Source organism: Massilia sp. Leaf139 (assembly GCF_001424165.1).
In the GTDB taxonomy this organism is placed as follows: Bacteria; Pseudomonadota; Gammaproteobacteria; order Burkholderiales; family Burkholderiaceae_D; genus Telluria.
Window position 1 is genome coordinate 1,205,023 of the sequence record NZ_LMOJ01000001.1, and the last position, 19,509, is coordinate 1,224,531.

Sequence of the window (19,509 nt, forward strand, 5' to 3'; positions counted from 1 at the left end):
CTTGTCTAATCGGCATTATTGAGGAGCATCAAATGGCATATGAAACCTCCCAGCCCGAGCGCAGCGCGGTCGATGCGCTGCCCGGCCTCGTCGCCCTCGACTTCGGCACCAACTGGTGCGGCTATTGCCGCGCGGGCGAGCCGCACATTGCGGGTGCGCTGAAAGACTATCCGGATGCGCGCCACATCCAGGTCGAGGACGGCCCCGGCCGCCCGCTCGGCCGCTCGTACCGGATCAAGCTGTGGCCGACCGTCGTCGTGCTGAAAGACGGCGTCGAAGTCGCCCGCGTCACCCGTCCCGACAGCGCCGACGAAGTGCGCGAAGCACTGGCCAAGGCGGTGAACGCATGAGCCAAGCAAACAAGGCGCCCGCCAACAAGGCTCGTACCGTCCTCTTCGCCAGCCTGATCGGCACCACGATCGAGTTCTTCGACTTTTATATCTACGCCACCGCCGCGGTGCTGGTGTTCCCGAAACTGTTCTTCCCGGCGGCCGACCCGGCCGCCGCCGTGCTGCAATCCTTCGCCACCTTCGCCATCGCCTTCTTCGCGCGTCCGGTCGGCTCGGCCCTGTTCGGCCACTTCGGCGACCGCATCGGCAGGAAAGCCACGCTGGTGGCGGCCCTGCTCACCATGGGCATCTCGACCATCGTGATCGGCATGCTGCCGACCTATGCCGCGATCGGCACGCTGGCGCCGCTCCTGCTCGCGCTGTGCCGCTTCGGCCAGGGCCTGGGCCTGGGCGGCGAATGGGGCGGGGCGGTCTTGCTCGCCACCGAAAACGCCCCGCCCGGCAAGCGCGCCTGGTACGGCATGTTCCCGCAGCTGGGCGCGCCGATCGGCTTCTTCCTGTCGGGCGGCGTGTTCCTGCTGCTGACGCAATCGCTCACCGAAGAGCAGTTCTTCGCCTGGGGCTGGCGCGTGCCTTTCCTGTCCAGCGCCGTCCTCGTCGCCGTCGGCCTGTACGTGCGTCTGAAAATCCATGAGACGCCCGACTTCCAGGCCGTGCTCGACAAGAACGAGCGCGTCAAGGTGCCGGTCGTGACCGTGTTCAAGGATCACGGCCGGGCCCTGGTCTTGGGCACGCTGATGGCGACCTCTACTTTTGTCCTGTTCTACCTGCTGACCGTGTTCGCGCTGTCCTGGGGCACGACGGGCCTCGGGTATTCGCGCACCCAGTTCCTGGTGCTGCAGCTGGGCGCCGTGATCTTCTTCGGCCTCTTGATCCCGCCCTCGGCCATCATCGCCGACCGCTTCGGACGGCGCGCCGCGATGATCGGGGTGACGGCGGCGATCATGGTCTTCGGCCTCTTCTTCGGTTCGCTGTTCGTGGCCAACAACCTGGTGCTGGCCGGCCTGTTCCTGGTGATCGGCCTGTCGCTGATGGGCCTGACCTACGGGCCGCTGGGCACGCTGCTGGCCGAGCTGTTCCCGCCCGAGGTGCGCTATACCGGTTCCTCGCTGACCTTCAACCTGGCCGGCATCCTCGGCGCCTCGCTGGCGCCGTATGTTGCGACCTCGCTGGCGACCAAGCATGGGATCGAGTATGTCGGCTATTACCTGACAGGTGCGGCGCTGCTGAGCCTGATCGCGCTGATGCTGGTGCGCAGCGAGGGGCGGCGTAGCGGGGTGTCGCTGGCTTGAGCGTTCTAGTTGCGTGAAACGCGTGGGCTCGGGGAGCCCACGCGTTTCAGCTCTACCGTTAACGCGTCAGGCACCGCCTCCGCTTGGCTCCGCCGTCAGCAGGTTGTCGTCTTCCCGCTTGTCCGACCGCACCGACGCCAGGCGATCGACCTTGATCAAGCCCTCGGCGGCCGCGTGCGAGGCGGCGAAGACGCTGTCCGGCGCCAGGATCAGCTGGGTGCCGGTGCTGCTCACTTCCTCGATCAGGCGATCCAGCGCTTCGATGCGCATCGGGTCGGGGTTCACGTTGCGGATGTAGATCATGCGCACCTGTTTCGGGTGGCGGCGCACGATCTCGGTATAGATTTCCGGATCCTTTTCGCCGCTGTCGCCGATCAGCACGAACTGCATGCCCGGGTAAAATTTCAGGATCAGTTCGATCTTGTCGAGCTTGTGGCTGCCGTGGTTCTGGAGCTGGAATACATTCTGCAGGCCCAGTTCGCGCAGCAGCAGGGGGCCGACCGGGATGTCCTGCAGGCGCAGGAAGTCGACCAGGAAGCCGAACAGGTGCCAGGGGCTGCTCGACACATAGAACATCGGGTTGTTCTCGTCCCCGCCCGTGCCGTCGCGCAGCGCGCGGTAGAAGGCGGCTACGCCCTTGAAGGGCTTGCGCGTATGGGCGTTGGTGCGCGCCAGCATCAGGGCCATGTTCAGCTTGTTGGTGACGTTCGTCCACAGCACGGTGTCGTCGATGTCGCTGATGATGCCGAAGCGGGCCGAGGCCGCCGGCACGAAGGCTTCGGCCGAGGCGCGGATCGGCGCCTTGTCGGCGCCCATCCACTCCGGCAGTTCGAGCTCGACCCGGTGCGAGCCACCGGCCAGCGGCGTGGCGGACGGGATCTCGAAGGAGAAATAGCCGCCGCCGTCGGTCACGGTCTCCCAGCTGCGGCCGTCGAAATGGGCGACCACGCGCGCGCCGGCCACTTCGTCCGATTCGAGCCGGTGGTAGAGGGCGACCAGGTTGCTCCAGCTGCTGTCCTGGCCGGTCTGCTCGCGAAAACTCGCCTCGTCCAGCACCCGCCCCTTGATCCAGAGTTTCTCCGCATTGCCGAAGCCGAGATAGGGCAGCACAAGCAGCGGCCGGTCGATGCCGGCGCTGCGCAGGCGGCGCAGGGCGCCGCTGGCGAACCGGCCGGCGCGCCGCGCCAGGCGCTCGTGCAGGGGTTCTTCCTCATCGGCCAACGCGGCGGGTGCGGCCGCTTCGGTGGGCCCCAGCGGCGCCTGCATGGCAGCGGAGCGGGAATGCTCGATCCAGAGCCGGCCGGCGGGCAGCCCGGCGGCGAGCAGCGCCCCCTCGAACTGGCCGGACAGGTTCGCCGGCAGCTCCTGCGGCAGCACGGCCACGGTGGCGCCGTCCGCCTCCAGTTGTGCGATCTCGGCGGCGCTGGCGACGCCGGGGTTCAGGTAAACGGCGGCGCCAGCCGGCTGCAGGCGCTCGCCGATGTCGGCCAGGCCGGCGCGGGTCAGGATCAGGAAGGCGGTCTCGGATGTGCTCATCGGTTCGGTTGTCACGGTAAGAATTCGAACGCAGAGTATCGCGTATCTGGTCGATTTGCCAACGCACGGATGGCAGGGCGCGCTATGCACGCTAGCGCACAGTCCGATCTCCATTTACAGGGCATACTGTGCGTGTTGTCTACTTGTCACTAAAACTAAAACAGGACTCAGGACGCCTTCACCATGTCATTTGTCGTCATCGCAACCCTGGTCGGACTGATTGTGATTGCCACCCTGCTGCCGCTGTCGCGCCACACCGAGTGGTGGGTGCGCGACATGGATTTCCCGCGCCTGCAGATCGCCATCGTGGCGCTCGCCGTGCTGGTGGCCGAGGCTTTTTTGCTCGACATGGGCGAGCGCGAATCGCCCATCCTGATGATCGTCACGGGCGCCTGCCTGGCCTACCAGGCCTGGTGGATCATCCCCTACACGCGGCCCTTCCCGAACGAAGTCAAGCTGGCGGTGGATGCCGCGCCGGGCGACCGCATCCGCATCCTGACCGCCAACGTCCTCACGCCGAACCGGAACACCGACGGCCTGATCGCCCTGATCCGCGAGCACAAGCCGCATGTCTTCGTCACGCTGGAAACCGACCAGTGGTGGCAGGATCGGCTGGATGTGCTCGAACCCGAGTATCCGTACACGATGAAATGCCCGCTCGACAACCTGTACGGCATGCACGTGTATTCGAACCTGCCGCTGGAGGACGCGAAGATCCAGTTCCTGGTCGAGGACGACATCCCCTCGATGCACGCGCTGGTGGTCTTGCCCTCGAAGCGCAAGATCCGCATCCACTTCCTCCATCCGGCCCCGCCCAGCCCGACCGAACACGACGAATCGACCCAGCGCGACGCAGAACTGCTGGTGGTGGCGAAAAGCGTGGCCGGCCTGGACACGCCCGTGATCGTGGCGGGCGACCTGAACGACGTCGCGTGGTCGACCACGACGCGGCTGTTCCGCAAGATCAGCGGCCTGCTCGACCCGCGCGTCGGGCGCGGCATGTTCAACACCTTCCACGCCGACCACTGGTTCCTGCGCTGGCCGCTGGATCACCTGTTCCACAGCCGTCATTTCACGCTCGGCTTCATCCGCCGCCTGCCGCATTTCGGTTCGGATCACTTCCCGGTGCTGGTCGAGCTGCTCTACGACGAGGTGCGCGGGGCGGAGCAGGAAGGCCTGCAGGCGGACGAGGACGACCACGAACTGGCCGAAGAGAAGATCGCGGCCGAGCCGGTGAGCGTCGACGACGTCCACGAGCCGCAGCCGTAGAGCGTGCAGCTCGCATCCCGTCGGCAGCGTTAACCCGCCTCGCGCTTGAACTCCGGCGCCGGCAACGGATGGCGGCGCTCGTCGGGCCGGGTCAGCACCCTGCGCGCCGTCTCGAAGGGCACGCCCATGCCCGCCATCACGCGCGCCGGGGATGCAGGCGCGGGCGTCTTGATGGCCGCGTCGATCAGCAGGGCGGTCTTGTAGTCGGTTCGTCGATCCATGCGCGCATTCTCGCACGGGAGGGCGGCGGGCGCCGTCCTAGAACGAATACACCAGGGTCAGCGAGGTCTGGGTGTCGGTGTTCTTCTTGTCGACCGGGACGTTGGTGTCGTTGCGCGCCGAGAAGGCGGCCTTCATCTGCATCGTGTCGTTGATCTTGGTCGACAGGGCCGACTCGGCGATCGAGTGCACGTTCGAGGTGCCGCGTTCGACGCTGACGGTCTGCACGAAGGCGGCCGAGGGGCTGACCTGCCAGCGGAAGCGGGCGGCGCCGCGCACGGTGAGGCCGCTTTCGATCTCGCCGGTCTCGCGCTGGCCCTTGAAATAGCCCGGGCCGATCTCCACGTCGAGCGCCTTGGTGTCGGTGTTGTAGAGCTGCGAGCCGTGGCCGGCCGCGAACGAGGAATAGCGCGTGTAGGCGCCGAACTTGTCGTTCACGTGCGAGCCGAGGACGAAGGCGCGCGAACCTTCCTTCATCAGCTTGTAGGCAGCCTTGGCCGACGCGGCCCAGCGCTCGGCCGAGCGCGTGCGGTAGCGTTCGCCGTCGTCATCGGTGATCTCGTCTTCCTTGAAGAAGCCGCTGACGATGTATTCGTTGCTCCAGTCGGCCGTCTCGTGGCGGGCGTCAATCTTGCCGCTGATCGAGGTGCCGGTGGTGTTGCCCGAGGTGCTGATCGCGCCCAGTTCGGCCGAGGTGAACCAGCCGCCATTGGGGATGATTTCGGGACGGTTGACCGAGAGGGCGCTGTGGATGTTGCCGATTTCCGGCAAGTCGTCGGCGGCGCCGGCGAAAGCGCTGCAGTGGGCAAGCCCAAACAGGGCCAGCGCGAGGAAAGAAGATGATTTCATAAGCTGTTCTGCGGCCGCGGCGCCGGCGAACCGCCGCGCCGCCAACCTGCCGGTCGTTCGGGAAAAGAGCGCCGGTGCACGCCGTGCGGCAAAGGGGCTCGGGCCTGATTGTATCCCAGAAGCAGGGGAATTGTGTCGTAAAACGGTCGTGGATCTTGTCGGAGCGGGCCTGATCGGAGCCGGTGAACGCGTGGGCACCCGTGCCCACGCGTTCACCGCTCGAACCGCCACCTCACGTCCCGATATACACGATCTTGAAGATGAACAGCCCCGCAATCACCCACACCACCGGCTTGACGTCGCGCGCCCGTCCGGTCAGCAGCTTCAGCGCGGCATAGGTGATGAAGCCGAAGGCGATGCCTTCCGCGATCGAATACGTGAACGGAATCACCAGGGCCGTGATCGCGGCCGGGATGCTTTCGGTGGTGTCGCCCCATTCGATGTCGCCGAGGTCGCGCAGCATCAGGCAGGCCACGAACAGCAGGGCCGGCGCGGTGGCGTAGGCCGGCACCACGCCGGCCAGCGGCGCGATGAACAGGCAGGCCAGGAACAGCACCGCCACCATCAGGGCGGTCAGGCCCGTGCGTCCGCCCGCCTGCACGCCGGCGGCGCTCTCGATATAGGCGGTGGTGCTCGAGGTGCCGAGCACGGAACCGGCGACGATGGCGCCGCTGTCGGCCAGCAGGGCCTTGTTCAGGCGCGCCATCTTGCCCTCGACCAGCAGGCCGGCACGGCTGGCCACGCCCATCAGGGTGCCGGTGGCGTCGAACAGCTCGACCAGGAAGAACACCAAGACCACGTTGATGATGCCGACCGAGAGGGCGCCCGCGATGTCGAGCTTGAACAGGGTCGGGTCGATCGAAGGCGGGGCCGAAAAGATGCCCTTGAAGGTGTTCCCGCCGAAGAAGAAGGAGAGGACGGTGACGACGATGATTCCGATCAGGATGGCGCCGCGCACCTTCAGCCGGTCGAGCGTCACGATCAGCAGGAAACCGACGATCGCCATGACCGCTTCCGGCTTGTGCAGATCGCCCGCCTTGACCAGGGTCGGTTCGCTGCCGACGACGATGCCGGCGTTCTTCAGCGCGATCAGGGCCAGGAACATGCCCAGGCCGACCGTGATCGCCACGCGCAGCGAGTGCGGGATGCCGTTCACGATCATGCCGCGCAGGCCGAACACCGACACCAGGATGAACAGGCAGCCCGAAAGGAAGACCGCGCCCAGCGCCGCCGGCCAGGCCACGCCCATCCCGAGCACCACCGCGTAGGCGAAATAGGCGTTCAGGCCCATGCCCGGCGCCATGCCGATCGGGTAGTTGGCGTACAGGCCCATGATCGCGCTGCCCAGCGCCGCCACCAGGCAGGTGGCCACGAACACGGCTTCCTTCGGCATGCCGGCGTCGCCGAGGATCGAGGGATTGACGAAAATGATGTAGGCCATCGTCAGGAAAGTCGTCAGGCCGGCCAGCAGTTCGGTGCGAACGTCGGTGCCGCTTTCCTTGAGTTTGAAATAGTTGTCGAGCATCGTGGATGAGAATTGCGTTGGCTGGGCGGTCGAAGGCGGCGCGGGCGCGTCGCCTTGCACAGCGTGTGGTTGGGATGACCGAAGCATAACACCGCACCGTCCGCCGCGGCGCCCTGCGCCGCCGGAAGCGGCCCGCACGCCATGCGCCGTGCATGCCCGGCGGCGCATGCCCCCGCGCATTCGCCGCTCATTTGCTCCCGATCTACTATTTTGTTGCTTTACGTTGAGACATTGGTATCATCAATTTGCTGGCTGTCATGTCGACGGCCGTCTACCTGTGAGCCCGCGATGCAAATCCGTGCCTACCTGTATTTGATGGCCGCAGCAATCCTGGTGCCGGTGATCTTTTTCGCCGGGTTCGCCCTGCGCCTGATCGAGGACACCGAGCGCGAGCTGGCACGGTCGAGCCTGGCGCGAACCGCCGAGCGCATCGCGATGCTGGTCGACGCCGAACATGCCGCAGCAACCGCCTCGCTGCGGGTACTGGCCGGTTCGCCCTCGCTGGCCTCAAACGACCTCCAGGCTTTTCATAAAGAAGCCAAGGCCGCGGCCGACGGCCACGATTCCTGGGGCCTCCTGATGGACGAGCGCGGCAGTGTGCTGCTGTCCACCCTGGGCCTGATGGGCAGCCCCTTGCCGGCCGACGCCGTTCCCGCCTATTTCCCCGCCATGCTGGCGGGAGGACGCGCCGTCGTCAGCGACATCGTGCCCGGCCCGGCCGGCGAGCGCCTGGTCACCGTCGTCGCCTTGCCGCACGCGTCGGGCGCGCGCCGCCATGTGCTGGCGGTGGGCTACGGCACCGACCATTTTCGGCGCCTGCTGCGCGACGCCAAGCTGCCGCCCGACTGGCAGGTCGATATCGTCGACCGCAGGGGCCGCCTGGTGGCTTCGAACCAGGGGCCGGCCGAACTCGTGGGCGAGGCGGGGGCGCCATCGCTGCTGGCGGCCGCCGCGCGCAGCCGCGCCGGCAGAGTCGAGACGGCGCTGCGCCATGGCGGCAGCGGCAGCGTCGCTTTCGAACGGACGGCATCGGCCGGCTGGCTGATCGCGGTCGCGGCGCCTGCCGCAGCGATCTCCGCGGCGGAGCCCGGCGGCACACGGCGCGCGGCCGCGCTGGCCCTGGTCGCCGCGCTGCTGGGTGCGGCCGCGGTCTCGGCCTGGTTCGGGCGCGGCCATGCACGTTCGATCCGGATGGCAGTCGAGGCGGCAAGCAGCCTGGGACGCGGCGAGCTGCCCCCGCCGCAGCGCTCGCGCATCGTCGAGATCGACCGTTTGCTCACTGCCCTGCGCAAGGCCGGCAACGAGCTGCGCCGGGCCCAGGCCACGCGCGACACGGCCGGCTACGAGCGCCAGTCCCAGCTCGAACGCGCCCAGCAGGCGCGCCAGATGGCCGAGGAAGAAAACCGCGCCAAGGATCAGTTCCTGGCCATGCTCGGCCACGAACTGCGCAACCCGCTGGCCCCGATCGGCACCGCGGCCCAGCTCCTCAAGCTGCCCAACCTCGACGTCCACCGCGCGCGCTACGCCGGCGACGTGATCGGGCGCCAGGTCGAGCACATGAACCGCCTGCTGTCCGACATGCTTGACGTCTCGCGCGTCACACGCGGCCTGGTGAGCCTGAACATGGAAGACGTCGACTTGCGCAACATCGTCGAGCGCGCCGTCGAGCAGACCCGCCCGCTGATGGAGGAGCGCCAGCACCGCCTCGAGCTGCGCCTGCCCAACGGCGCGGTGAGGGTGCGCGGCGACCAGACCCGCCTGACCCAGGTGCTGGCGAATCTGCTCACCAATTCGGCCAAGTACACGCCGCCGCACGGCGCGATCCAGCTTGCGCTGGGCAGCAGCGGCGACGAGGCCAGCGTCTCGGTGGCCGACGACGGCGAGGGCATCACCGCGGAACTGCTGCCGCGCGTATTCGACCTGTTCTCGCAGGGCGAGCGCAAGGCCGACCGCGCCCAGGGCGGACTCGGCCTGGGGTTGGCGCTGGTGCGCAGCCTGGTGCAGCTGCATGGCGGCAGCGTCGAGGCGAGCAGCCCGGGGCGCGGCGGCGGCAGCGTCTTCACCGTGCGCCTGCCCCTGAAGACCGAACTGGCGGCGTTGACCACGCCGCACCCCTCGCGCCGCGTGCGGGAGGCCGGCCTGTATGCCAGCCGCGATGGCGTCCACGGACAGAACGGCGGGCAGGGCGCTGTCCCCAGTGCGCTGCGCGTGATGCTGGTCGACGACAACATCGACGCCGCCGTCAGCCTGTCGCTGCTGCTGGAGGCGGCCGGCGACCACCTGGTGTCGACCTATTACGACGCCGCCAGCGCGCTCGAATGGGCTGCATTCGAGCGTCCCGACGTGTTCATCCTCGACATCGGCCTGCCCGACATGAACGGCTACGAACTGGCGCGGCGCCTGCGCGCGATGCCGCAGTTCTCGCATACCTTGCTGATCGCTCTGACCGGCTACGGCCAGCTCGCCGACAAGGTGCGCGCACGCGAAGCGGGCTTCGACCTGCACATCGCCAAGCCTGCCGAGCCGGAGCAAGTGCTGGCGGCGCTGAGCATGGCCAAGGCCACGCCGGAGACCGAACGCGCCGAGTAAGGCCCACAGGGACGGGACACATCTGCGTGCGGGCCGCGCATGGGCCGCAATGCGCTACCATGGCGCTTTCATCATTCACCACGCTTACCATGCCGAAAAATAAGAAGCCCGTGCCGCGCAAGTCGGCCGCCGTCTCCGCCGCCGAAGCCGACACCGACGCCCTGGCCCAGGCGCTGGCCGATCTCGCGCTCGAGGTAGCCGAGGGGGAGGACGCCGACCCGGAAGGGGCCGCCGCCAAGGAAGAGGAGCTGCTGGTCGCAATCCGCAAGGCGCTGCGCAAGAAGCGCGACGAGGTGCTCTACGGCGCGATCGAGCTGGCCCGCTTCACCGATCCGGAAGCCTGCCGCCTGCTGCGCGCCCACGTCGGCGAGCAGTCGGCCACGCTGCGCTTTCGCCGCGAAGGCGAGGACGAATTCGAGATCGACGCCTTCATGATCCCGCTTTTCGTGCGCAGCACGGGCGGCCTGGTCTCGCAGGACATCTTCCCGGACGACGAGGCCTACGAGGCGCTGGCGGCCAGCTTCACCGCTTGCGAACTGGAGAGCCCGCAGGCCAAGGTGGCCCTGGTGCGCCACGCCTACGACCTGGCCGAGGCGGATCACATCGGCTATTCGACCTTGCAGGAACTGTTGCGCGAAGCGGCCGCCTCGCTCTCGAGCAAGAAGCCGGTCGCCGCGCCCTTGCTGGAAGCAAGCATCCGCGGCTGGACGGGCGAACGCTTCGCGCCCGACGAGACGGCCATGGAGCTGCGCTTCCTGTTCGGCTTCGCGCTGAAGCGCGCGGACGACCCGTTCTACGCGGTGCCGAAGAACGAGATCGACGCCGACGTGTATTTCGCCGACCGCATGCGCCGCTACCGGGCCTGGACGGAGCGCGTGGCGCCGCTGGTACGGCGCTGCCTGGCGCGCGATCCGGAGAGCATCAGCGTCGACTTCCTCTACCAGGATCTGTTCCATGGCGCCAAGGAGCAGGGCGTGGCCGAACTGGCGCTGCTCGGCACCCTGACCGAGATCAACAGCCTGCTCGCCGCCAAGGAGCTGGCGGCCGACCGCGTGCGCGCCGTGGTCGCGCCCCAGGACGCGGGCGAACACATCGAACTGCGCGTGAACCTGTACGCCCTCGACGGCGGGCCGCCCTGGGGCGGAACGGTCAAGGCCGTCGACCTGGCCGCCGATCTCGGCGCCGAGGTCGACGAGCTGTGCGATGCCCTCGGCTCGATCGGCATCGACGACGTGTCCACCGCCGACGGCTTCGACCGCGAAGGCCATCCCGAAGGCGCCCAGCCTTATTCTCCGGCCTGAAAACCGAATACCGTGCCGCAGCAAAGGGCGCGCGCGTGTGACTGCACCCGCGTCCCGACGGGGCGTCAGACGGCTCCAACCCATCATTGGCGCGTCCGCCACGGCAGAGTATGCCTACAGCCTGCGGCGCGCCGTTTCGTCACCGCCAGTCGCCCCGGATCCGCTCAGCAGGCCCGTTTCACGGGGTGCGCACGGTTGCGCATGCATCCCGTATGGATGAGTTTTCGTAGTGGATTTCCTTGTATATATGTGGGAATAGGCCTACGAAGATGCCTGATGGACACCGAACTCTCCTATGAGGAAACGCTCTTCATTTCCGACTGGCCCTTTCTGAACGCTAATGTTGCCATGCATAAATGAAAATAATATTAAATTTGCATGTTACGATGCACCGCTCCGGTATCGATCGCAGGGTGTGAAGACTCCGCCGCCGCCTCGACACAACACCGGGATCCAAGATCAATTAAAGCGCCACAAAGGCGAAAGGAAATCAACATGCCGACCCTGATCGTGTTTTGCCACCTCCGCTGGGACTTCGTCTTCCAACGCCCCCAGCACCTCATGACGCGCCTGGCGGAACACTACAATATCCTGTTCGTCGAAGAACCGGTGCACAGCGAGGGCCAGGCACACCTGCAAAAGACGGCCGTGGCGCCGAACATCACGGTGTGCCGTCCGCATACCCCGATCGAGAACACCTGGGGCTTCCATGACGACCAGCTGCCGACCATGCAGCGCCTGCTGGCCGACCTGGTGCCGGAAGGCGAGCGTCCAGTCGTGTGGTTCTACACCCCGATGGCACTGCCGCTGCTGCAGAACTTCGATCCTTCCCTGGTCGTCTACGACTGCATGGATGAACTGGCCGCCTTCAAGAACCCGCCGAAGCAACTGCTGCAGCGCGAATCGGCCCTGCTGAACATCGCCGACCTGGTCTTCACCGGCGGCCCGAGCCTGTACGAAGCGAAGAAAGACCGGCACGCCAACGCCCACTGCTTCTCGAGCAGCGTCGACGCCAAGCATTTCCGCCAGGCCCTCGACAGCGCCATCTCGCACCCTGAGCAGGCCAAGATCGCCGGCCCGCGCCTCGGCTTCTACGGCGTCATCGACGAGCGTTTCGACACCGATCTGGTGCGCCAGATGGCCGCTGCCCACCCGGAATGGCAGATCGTGCTGGTCGGCCCCGTCGTCAAGATCGATCCGGCCGAACTGCCGCGCGCCGACAACGTCCACTACATGGGCCAGCGCAACTATGACGAACTGCCGAAGTTCCTGGCCGGATGGGACGTCTGCCTGCTGCCCTTCGCCATGAACGACTCGACCAAGTTCATCAGCCCGACCAAGGTGCTGGAGTACATGGCCGCCGAAAAACTGAGCGTCTCGACCCCGATCACCGACGTCAAGGTGCCGTATGGCGACGTCGTCGCCATCGCCTCGACCGCCGACGAATACATCGCCGCCTGCGAGCGCATGCTGGCGCTGGGCGAGAGCGAGCAGGCGCAGCTGGTCGAGCGCATGCGCGACATCGTTGCGAATACCTCGTGGGACAAGACCGCCGGCCGCATGCACGAGCTGATCAGCACCACGGCCCCGGGCGCCGCCCGCACCGCCGCTGCCGCCGTGCTCGAAGGCGGCACTGCCGCCCGCGTCAACCCGCTGCCGGTCGCGCAGAAGAGCGCCGCCTGATTGTCGGCTAGCTTGTGAAAACCCGCCCGGCCGCAAGGCCCGGCGGGTTTTTTTACGTCGGGACGGATGCTGCGCGCGGCGTTGCCGTGCCGGCGCCCTCGCGTCCAACGCACGCATGCGCAGGCGCGAAATCAAATCGTGCTAGATCCGGCGGGCTCAATGCCGAAACGCCCCCGCCGCCACATTCCCCGCCGGCGGCCGTAGCGGCGCGCCCCCATCGGCCATGCGCACGATCGACAGCGGGTGCGCGAAGCGGATCTCCTCGCGTTCGAAGCGGCGGTAGATCTCCAGCAGGATGGCCTGCTGGGTGTCCATGTGCGCGATGTAGTCGGGGCTCTGGAAGTGGTAGACGACTTCGAAATTGAGCGACCATTCGCCGTAGTTGAAGAAGTGGGCGCGCTCGAAGGCCGCCATCGGTTCGGCATCCACCACTTCGCGGATCAGGGCCGGCACGCGCGCCAGCTGGGCGTCGGGCGCCCCGTAGGCGATGCGCAGGACAAAGGCCACGCGCCGCGTCTCCATCCGCTTGTGGTTGTGGATGCGGCTTTTCAGCAGGTCGCTGTTGGCGAAGATGACCTGTTCGCCGCCCAGCCCGCGCAGGCGCGTGGTCTTCAGGCCGATGTGCTCGACCGAGCCCAGCACGTCGCCGACGATGATGAAGTCGCCGATCTCGAAGGGCTTGTCGAGCATGATCGAGAGCGAGGCGAACAGGTCGCCGAGGATGTTCTGCACGGCCAGGGCGACCGCGATGCCGCCGATGCCGAGGCTGGCCACCAGGGCCGTGATGTTGAAGCCGAAGTTATCGAGCACCATCAGGAAGGCGATCACCCAGAGCGCCAGGCGCATCAGGAAGCACAGGATGGTGCGCGAGGCCTTGCGCGGCGCGTCCGTCACATACGAGTGGTCGCGCCAGGCGCGCAGCAGGGTGTCGCCCCAGATCGCCAGCTGCAGGATCAGGGCCGCGATCGCGATGCGCGAGATCACGAGGCGCTGGCGTTCGGTCAGCTCCAGCGCGAGGCTGCCAAGATAGGCCGCCAGCGTGATCATGATGAGCAGATAGGTTTTGCGCAGCATCTTGGCGACCAGGTCGTCGGCCAGGGTCTCGGTGCGCTGGGCCACGGTCTGCATCCGGTGCAGGGCCAGGCGCCGCAGCCAGTGCATGGCCAGGGTCGCGCCTACCAGCACGGCCAGGGCGATCGCCCAGCTTTCGAGGGTGTTGTTCAGGTACGTGAAATCCATCGGTTCTCCAGGCTTTCCAAGCGAATGCACGAGCGTGCTGCGCTGCGGCAGCAAAGCCCTAGTGTGCGGGCGCCCCGGCGGAAGGCGCGCACAATTGACAATCGGAAGCGTGAGGCATACATTGCTTTCTTTACAATTACTCACACATTTGCGCGCCCGGCGCGCCAGACCGACCATTCACCGATGAGCGCAGCCGTCCAGCCCCGCATCCTTCTCGTGGACGATCAGCCTGCCAACCTCGCGGTGCTCGAAGCGCTGCTGGCCGGACTGGACGCCGCGCTCGTTCCCGTCGATTCGGGCGAGGCGGCGCTGCGCGCCTTGCTCGCCGACGAGTTCGCGTTGGTGCTGCTCGATGTCCAGATGCCGACCATGGACGGCTTTCAGACCGCCGAGCTGATGCGCCAGCATCCGCGCTCGCAGGCGGTGCCGGTCATCTTCATCACGGCCGGCGATGCCGACGACTTCCCTTACGAGCGCGCCTATGCCCTCGGCTCGGCCGACTACCTCGCCAAGCCGCTGAACGCGCAGGTGCTGCGCGCGCGGGTGAGCCAGTGCCTCGTCGTGTACCGCCAGAACGCCGAGCTGGCACGCCTGCGTGCTGCACAGTCACCCGCACCCGCACCCGCACCCGCGCCGGGCCAGTCCGACCGCCTGCGCCTGATCCTCGACAACCTGCACGGCTACGCCTTCATCGGCACCGATACCGAACGCCGCATCACGGAATGGGAAGCTGGGGCGGAGGAGGTCACGGGCTGGAGCGCAGCCGAGGCGCTGGGCCGCTCGGCCGACATGATCTTCACGCAGGAAGACCGCGCCGCCGGCAAGCCGGACGAGGAGGCCGCGCGCGCGCGCGACACCGGCCGCTCGACCGACAAGCGCTGGTACCTGCGCAAGGACGGCGGCCGCTTCTTCGCCGACGGCATGATGATCGCCCTGCGCGAAGAGGGCGAGCGGCGCGGCCGCCTGCTCGGCTACGCCAAGATCATGCGCGACGCCACCGCCGAGCACGAGGCGATCGAGCACCTGGCCGCCAGCGAGCGCGCCCTGCACGAGAGCACCGAACGCTTCGCGCGCCTGCTCGAGTCCTCGGGCGAAGGCATCGTCGGGCTCGACCTCGATGGCCGCTGCACCTTCCTGAACGCGGCCGGCGCGGCCTGCCTCGGCTACGCGCCGCAGGAACTGGCCGGCGCCGCCGCGGCCGTCCTGCTGCCAGAACCGGCCGAAGCGGAGGGCCTCGGTGCGAGCGCGCTGCTTGACGCCGTGCGCAGCGGCGCCACCCTGCGCCTGGACGATGCGCGCCTGCTGCGCAAGGACGGCACGCGCCTGCCGGTGGCCTGTTCGCTCCATCCGATGACCACCGGCGGCGGCGCCGGCGGCGCGGTGCTCACCTTCACCGACATCAGCGCGCGCCAGCGGGCGGGCCTGGAACGCGAACGCCTGGTGGCCCAGCTGCGCACCGCCAACGAGCGCATGCGCGACATCTTCTACCAGGCCCCCGCCTTCATGGCGGTGCTGCGCAAACCGGAAATGGTGTTCGACATGGTCAACGAGCGCTTCGCCGAACTGGTCGGGCGCCGGGCGCTGCTCGGCAAGAGCGTGCATGCGGCCCTGCCCGAACTCGAAGGCCAGGGGTTGTTCGAACTCCTCGACGGCGTCTACCGCAGCGGCGTGGCGCACGAAGGCAGCAACGTGCGCCTGCAGCTGCAGACGGCGGGCGGGGAGCTCGCCACCAGCTATGTCGACTTCATCTACATGGCCCTGCGCGAGCCGGACGGCGCCGTGTCGGGCGTCCTGATCCACGGTATCGACGTCACCGACCGCACCCGCGCCAACCTGCTGGCCGTAGGCCAGCGCGGGGCGCTCGAACTGGCCGTGTCGGATGCGCCGCTGGACGACGTGCTCGACCTGCTGGCGCGCAGCGCCGAGGACTATGCCGGCGGCGCCGCGCTGGCCGCGATCCAGCTGGCCGGCCCCGGCGGCGCGCTGGTGCACGCGGCCGCGCCCAGCCTGCCTGCGGATCTGCGCCAGGCCCTGGACGCCGTCGGCATTGCGCCGCTGGGCGCCGGCGGCGGCACTGCGGCCTGGCGCGGCGAGCCGGTCGACTGCCCCGACATCGCCGGCGATCCGCTATGGGAACGCTGCCGCGCCGAGGCGCTGGCGGCCGGCCTGGCCGCCTGCCGCGCGCTGCCGATCCTGGCGCCTTCGGGCGCGGTGCTCGGCGCCTTTACCTGGTACGACCGCGCCGGCTACCGCGCCGACCGTGCCGGGGCCGACGCGGCGCTGGCCCTGCTGGCCAATACCGCTTCGCTCGTCATCGGCCAGCGCGCCGAGGCCAGCGCGCGCCAGGCGGCCGAGGAGCGCTCGCACGCCATCCTGGAAAGCATGAACGACGGCTTCCTCGCGCTCGACAGCGGCTGGCGCATCGGCTACGCCAACGGCGCCGCCGAGCGCATCACCGGCATGAGCCGCGACCAGCTCTTCGGCGACGTGTTCTGGGATCTGTTCCCCGACTGGCAGGGCAGCACACAGGAGCGTGCCTGCCGCCGCTGCGCCGCGGATCGCAGCGCCCAGCGCCTGGAAGTGCAGGTGCCGGCCTGGGGCGGCTGGTACGAGATCAACTGCTTCCCGACGCCCGACGGCGGCATCGCCCTTTACCTGCGCGACGAGAGCGAACGGCGCGTGGCCGAGGAAGGCGTGCGGCGCCTGGCGGCGGTGGCCGAGCAGTCCTCGGACTTCATCGGCATCTTCGCGCCCGACGGCGCCGGCCTGTACCTGAACCCGGCCGGGCGCGCGATGGCGGGCCTGGGCCTGGCGTCCGACATCCGCGGCGCGCGCCTGCTCGATTTCTTCTCGAGCGACTGCCGCCCCTTCGTGCGCAGCGACGTGCTGCCGGCCCTGACCGGCGCGGCCGAGAAATGGGATGGCGAGCTTAAGTTCTCGGGGCGCGGCGCCGGCGACGCCATCCCCGTGTATTTCAAGGGCTTTGCCGTACATGGCGCCGACGGCGCCCACCTGGGCCTGGCGACGATCACGCGCGACATCACCGAGCAAAAGCGCGCCGAGGACGAACTGCGCCGCATCGCGGCCGACCTGTCCCAGGCCGACCATCGCAAGAGCGAGTTCCTCGCCACCCTGGCGCACGAGCTGCGCAACCCGCTGGCGCCGATCCGCACCGGCCTCGACCTGCTGCGCATGGCGCCGCCCAGCGCCGAGACGGCCGCGCGCGTGCACGCGATGATGGATCGCCAGCTCGGCCAGCTGATCCACCTCGTCGACGACCTGCTCGACATCGCCCGCATCACGCGCGGACGCATCGAACTGAAAAAGGAGGCGATCGACCTGCGGGTCGCGGTGTCGATGGCGGTCGAGTCGAGCACGGCCCTGATCCAGGCCGGCGGCCACAAGCTCGAGGTCGCGCTGCCCGACGAGCCGCTGCCGCTGGACGCCGACCTGACGCGGCTGGTGCAGGTGCTCTCGAACCTCTTGAACAACGCGGCCAAGTACACCCCGGGCGGCGGGCGCATCGCGCTGGCGGCCTGGCGCGAGGGCATGCAGGCGGTGGTGGCCGTCACCGACAGCGGCATCGGCATTGCGCCCGACGCGATCGGATCCGTATTCGAGATGTTCACCCAGGTCGGCAGCAGCCTCGATCGGGCCCAGGGCGGGCTCGGGATCGGCCTGTCGCTGGTGCGGCGCCTGGTCGAGCTGCATGGCGGCCGGGTGCAGGCGAGCAGCGCCGGGCGCGGCCAGGGCAGCACCTTCACCGTGCGCCTGCCGCTGCGGCGCCGGGCTGGCGACGGCGAGTCCGGGGAAACGCGGGCGGCGCCGGCCATGCCGGCCCAGGCGCGGCGCCTGCGCGTGCTGGTGGTGGACGACAACCTCGACGCCGCCGAAAGCCTGGTCGCGCTGCTCGGCGCTCTCGGCCACGAAACGCGCATGGCCCATGACGGCCCGGCGGGCCTGGCGGCGGCGCGCAGCTTCCGGCCCGAGCTGGCCTTCCTCGACATCGGCCTGCCCGGCATGAACGGCCACGAAGTCGCGCGCGCCCTGAGGTCGAGCAGCGAGCTGCGTGGCGCCGTGCTGGTCGCGCTCACGGGCTGGGGCGCGGCCAGCGACATGACGCTGTCGCAGCAGGCGGGTTTCGACCAGCATCTCACCAAGCCGGTCAGCCGCGAGGCCCTGGAGCAGGCGCTGGCCACCGCGATGGAGGGGCGCGCGTGAGCCGCCACACGGTGTCCTGCGGCACCCTGGTGCTCGATTCGACAGGCCGCCTGCTGCTCTGCCACGTGACGCACACGGCGGCCTGGGACATCCCGAAGGGCATGCGCGACCCCGGCGAGACCAGCCTGGAAGCGGCGATGCGCGAACTGCGCGAGGAAGCCGGTGCGGTGTTCGAGGCCGCGCGCTTCGTGGATCTGGGCGAATTCGACTACCGGCGCGACAAGCGCCTGCACCTGTTCCGGGTCGACGCCGGCGACGAACTGGGCGACCTCTCGCAGCTGCACTGCAGCAGCTACTTCCCGCACGCGAAGACGGGCAAGCCGACGCCGGAGATGGACGGTTTCCGCTGGGCGCGGCGCGAGGAGATCAGCCAGCTGTGCTGGCCACGCATGGGGGCGCTGCTGCTGACGCTGGACTGGTGAAGCGCGCGTGGTCACGGGCTTCGTAGGGTGGGCACACCCTACGTCATGCATCTGGCATGGGTAGCGCGCCAATTCCACAGACAAGCTTCCTCCGTGCGCACGGCGCCGCTGTTTCGCAGTACCATGACCCCGCCAAGCAACAAAGGAGACCGCCATGCCCAGCCAAGCCACCGACAACGACACCCACGACGCCGCCGCCATCATGGGCGGCCTGTATGGCGACGGCATCATCGCCTGCAAGGGCGCCTTCGACCGGGCCTGGGTCGAACGGCTCGGACGCGACATCGCCACCCTGTTCGAGGAAGCCCAGCGCCAGCCGGGCGGGGCGCTCGCGCGCGGGCCGAACCGTTATTACGTCGAGGTGCACCCCGAGCGCATTTCCGGCTTCGCCGACATCATCGGCCACCCGTGGGTGGTGGCGGTCTGCCGCGCCGTGCTCGGCCCCGACTACCGCGTCGTCGAGGCCGGCTTCGATGTGCCCGGCCCCGGTGCGCTGCACCAGCCCTGGCACCGCGACTTCCGCTCGCCCGAAGCCACCCTGGTCGGCCGGCGCCTGAATTCGCTCGCGTTCAACATCACCACCGTCGACGTGACGGAGGACATGGGACCCTTCGAGATCGCGCCCGGCACGCAATGGGACGACCTCGGCGACGGCGACCCGATGTTTCCGCCGAAGGAACTGTGGCCGCGCTACGAGGCGCGCGCCCAGCGCAAGCTGCCGAAGATGGGGGATATCTCGGCGCGTTCTGCGCTGACCATCCACCGCGGCACCGCCAACGAATCCGACCGTTCGCGCCCGGTGTTCGTGCTCGGCGTGGATGCGCCCGACGCGCGCAACGCCGACAAGCACGACCTGCAGCTGACCCACGGCTATTACGAAAGCCTGCCGCCGGAGCTGCGCCGCCACATCACCTGCCGCGTGGTCGAACGCCTGGAGCCGATCGTGCAGGCGCATACGATCGAGGGGCTGAAGATGGGGATCAAGATGTGATGGCCGCCGTCCAGTCGTAGACG

Annotated in this window: 14 protein-coding genes; 9 read left to right on the plus strand and 5 right to left on the minus strand. The window is 68.4% G+C overall.

Annotation, left to right across the window (positions count from 1 at the left end; translation table 11 throughout):
* Nucleotides 1-32 precede the first annotated feature (32 nt).
* Together ASF77_RS05315 and ASF77_RS05320 are read left to right on the plus strand one after the other, a co-directional pair.
* Entirely contained in the window at nt 33-350 is a 318-nt protein-coding gene (locus ASF77_RS05315; RefSeq protein WP_056335461.1) for a thioredoxin family protein, read from the plus strand.
* A complete protein-coding gene (locus ASF77_RS05320; protein WP_056335464.1) occupies nt 347-1,642 on the plus strand; it encodes an MFS transporter in 1,296 nt (431 codons plus the stop codon). Before ASF77_RS05315 ends, ASF77_RS05320 begins: the two co-directional genes overlap by 4 nt.
* Before the next feature lie 66 nt (nt 1,643-1,708).
* Here ASF77_RS05320 and ASF77_RS05325 read toward each other — a convergent pair whose 3' ends face one another.
* The gene (locus tag ASF77_RS05325; RefSeq protein WP_056335467.1) at nt 1,709-3,178 is read right to left on the minus strand and encodes an App1 family protein; all 1,470 of its coding nucleotides are present in this window, start codon (nt 3,176-3,178) and stop codon (nt 1,709-1,711) included.
* 183 nt (nt 3,179-3,361) lie between these two features.
* Between ASF77_RS05325 and ASF77_RS05330 the strand changes: the two genes are divergently transcribed.
* Nucleotides 3,362-4,447 (plus strand): endonuclease/exonuclease/phosphatase family protein, encoded by a 1,086-nt coding sequence (locus tag ASF77_RS05330; protein WP_056335470.1) that lies wholly within the window; start codon nt 3,362-3,364, stop codon nt 4,445-4,447.
* Between the two features lie 29 nt (nt 4,448-4,476).
* On the opposite strand, the gene ASF77_RS05335 is transcribed toward ASF77_RS05330, so the two are convergent.
* From ASF77_RS05335 to ASF77_RS05345, 3 genes are all read right to left on the minus strand, one after another.
* Entirely contained in the window at nt 4,477-4,668 is a 192-nt protein-coding gene (locus tag ASF77_RS05335) for a hypothetical protein (protein WP_056335474.1), read from the minus strand.
* A 37-nt stretch (nt 4,669-4,705) separates the two neighbouring features.
* Nucleotides 4,706-5,515, minus strand: coding sequence for a YdiY family protein (locus ASF77_RS05340; RefSeq protein WP_056335476.1), 810 nt, complete (start codon nt 5,513-5,515; stop codon nt 4,706-4,708).
* A 232-nt stretch (nt 5,516-5,747) separates the two neighbouring features.
* Nucleotides 5,748-7,040 (minus strand): NCS2 family permease, encoded by a 1,293-nt coding sequence (locus ASF77_RS05345; protein ID WP_056335480.1) that lies wholly within the window; start codon nt 7,038-7,040, stop codon nt 5,748-5,750.
* 288 nt (nt 7,041-7,328) lie between these two features.
* Here ASF77_RS05345 and ASF77_RS05350 point away from each other — a divergent pair, with 288 nt between their 5' ends.
* The 3 genes from ASF77_RS05350 to ASF77_RS05360 all read left to right on the plus strand — a co-directional run bounded on the left by ASF77_RS05350 (nt 7,329) and on the right by ASF77_RS05360 (nt 12,613).
* Nucleotides 7,329-9,629 carry an ATP-binding protein gene (locus tag ASF77_RS05350; protein ID WP_056335483.1) on the plus strand — a complete coding sequence of 767 codons (2,301 nt, stop codon included), beginning with the start codon at nt 7,329-7,331 and terminating at the stop codon, nt 9,627-9,629.
* Between the two features lie 89 nt (nt 9,630-9,718).
* Nucleotides 9,719-10,930 (plus strand): hypothetical protein, encoded by a 1,212-nt coding sequence (locus ASF77_RS05355; protein WP_056335486.1) that lies wholly within the window; start codon nt 9,719-9,721, stop codon nt 10,928-10,930.
* Between the two features lie 495 nt (nt 10,931-11,425).
* Nucleotides 11,426-12,613, plus strand: a complete 1,188-nt coding sequence (locus ASF77_RS05360; RefSeq protein ID WP_082493566.1) for a glycosyltransferase — start codon at nt 11,426-11,428, stop codon at nt 12,611-12,613.
* A 156-nt stretch (nt 12,614-12,769) separates the two neighbouring features.
* On the opposite strand, the gene ASF77_RS05365 is transcribed toward ASF77_RS05360, so the two are convergent.
* Complete coding sequence (locus tag ASF77_RS05365) at nt 12,770-13,852, minus strand: mechanosensitive ion channel family protein (RefSeq protein WP_056335490.1); 1,083 nt, start codon at nt 13,850-13,852, stop codon at nt 12,770-12,772.
* Between the two features lie 183 nt (nt 13,853-14,035).
* On the opposite strand from ASF77_RS05365, the gene ASF77_RS05370 reads away from it, so the two are divergent.
* The 3 genes from ASF77_RS05370 to ASF77_RS05380 all read left to right on the plus strand — a co-directional run bounded on the left by ASF77_RS05370 (nt 14,036) and on the right by ASF77_RS05380 (nt 19,486).
* Nucleotides 14,036-18,073, plus strand: coding sequence for a PAS domain S-box protein (locus tag ASF77_RS05370; protein ID WP_056335493.1), 4,038 nt, complete (start codon nt 14,036-14,038; stop codon nt 18,071-18,073).
* Entirely contained in the window at nt 18,070-18,495 is a 426-nt protein-coding gene (locus ASF77_RS05375) for an NUDIX hydrolase (RefSeq protein ID WP_056335496.1), read from the plus strand. Before ASF77_RS05370 ends, ASF77_RS05375 begins: the two co-directional genes overlap by 4 nt.
* 154 nt (nt 18,496-18,649) lie before the next feature.
* Nucleotides 18,650-19,486: a phytanoyl-CoA dioxygenase family protein gene (locus tag ASF77_RS05380; RefSeq protein WP_056335498.1), complete on the plus strand. Its 837-nt coding sequence runs from the start codon at nt 18,650-18,652 to the stop codon at nt 19,484-19,486.
* The last annotated feature ends 23 nt before the right edge of the window (nt 19,487-19,509 follow it).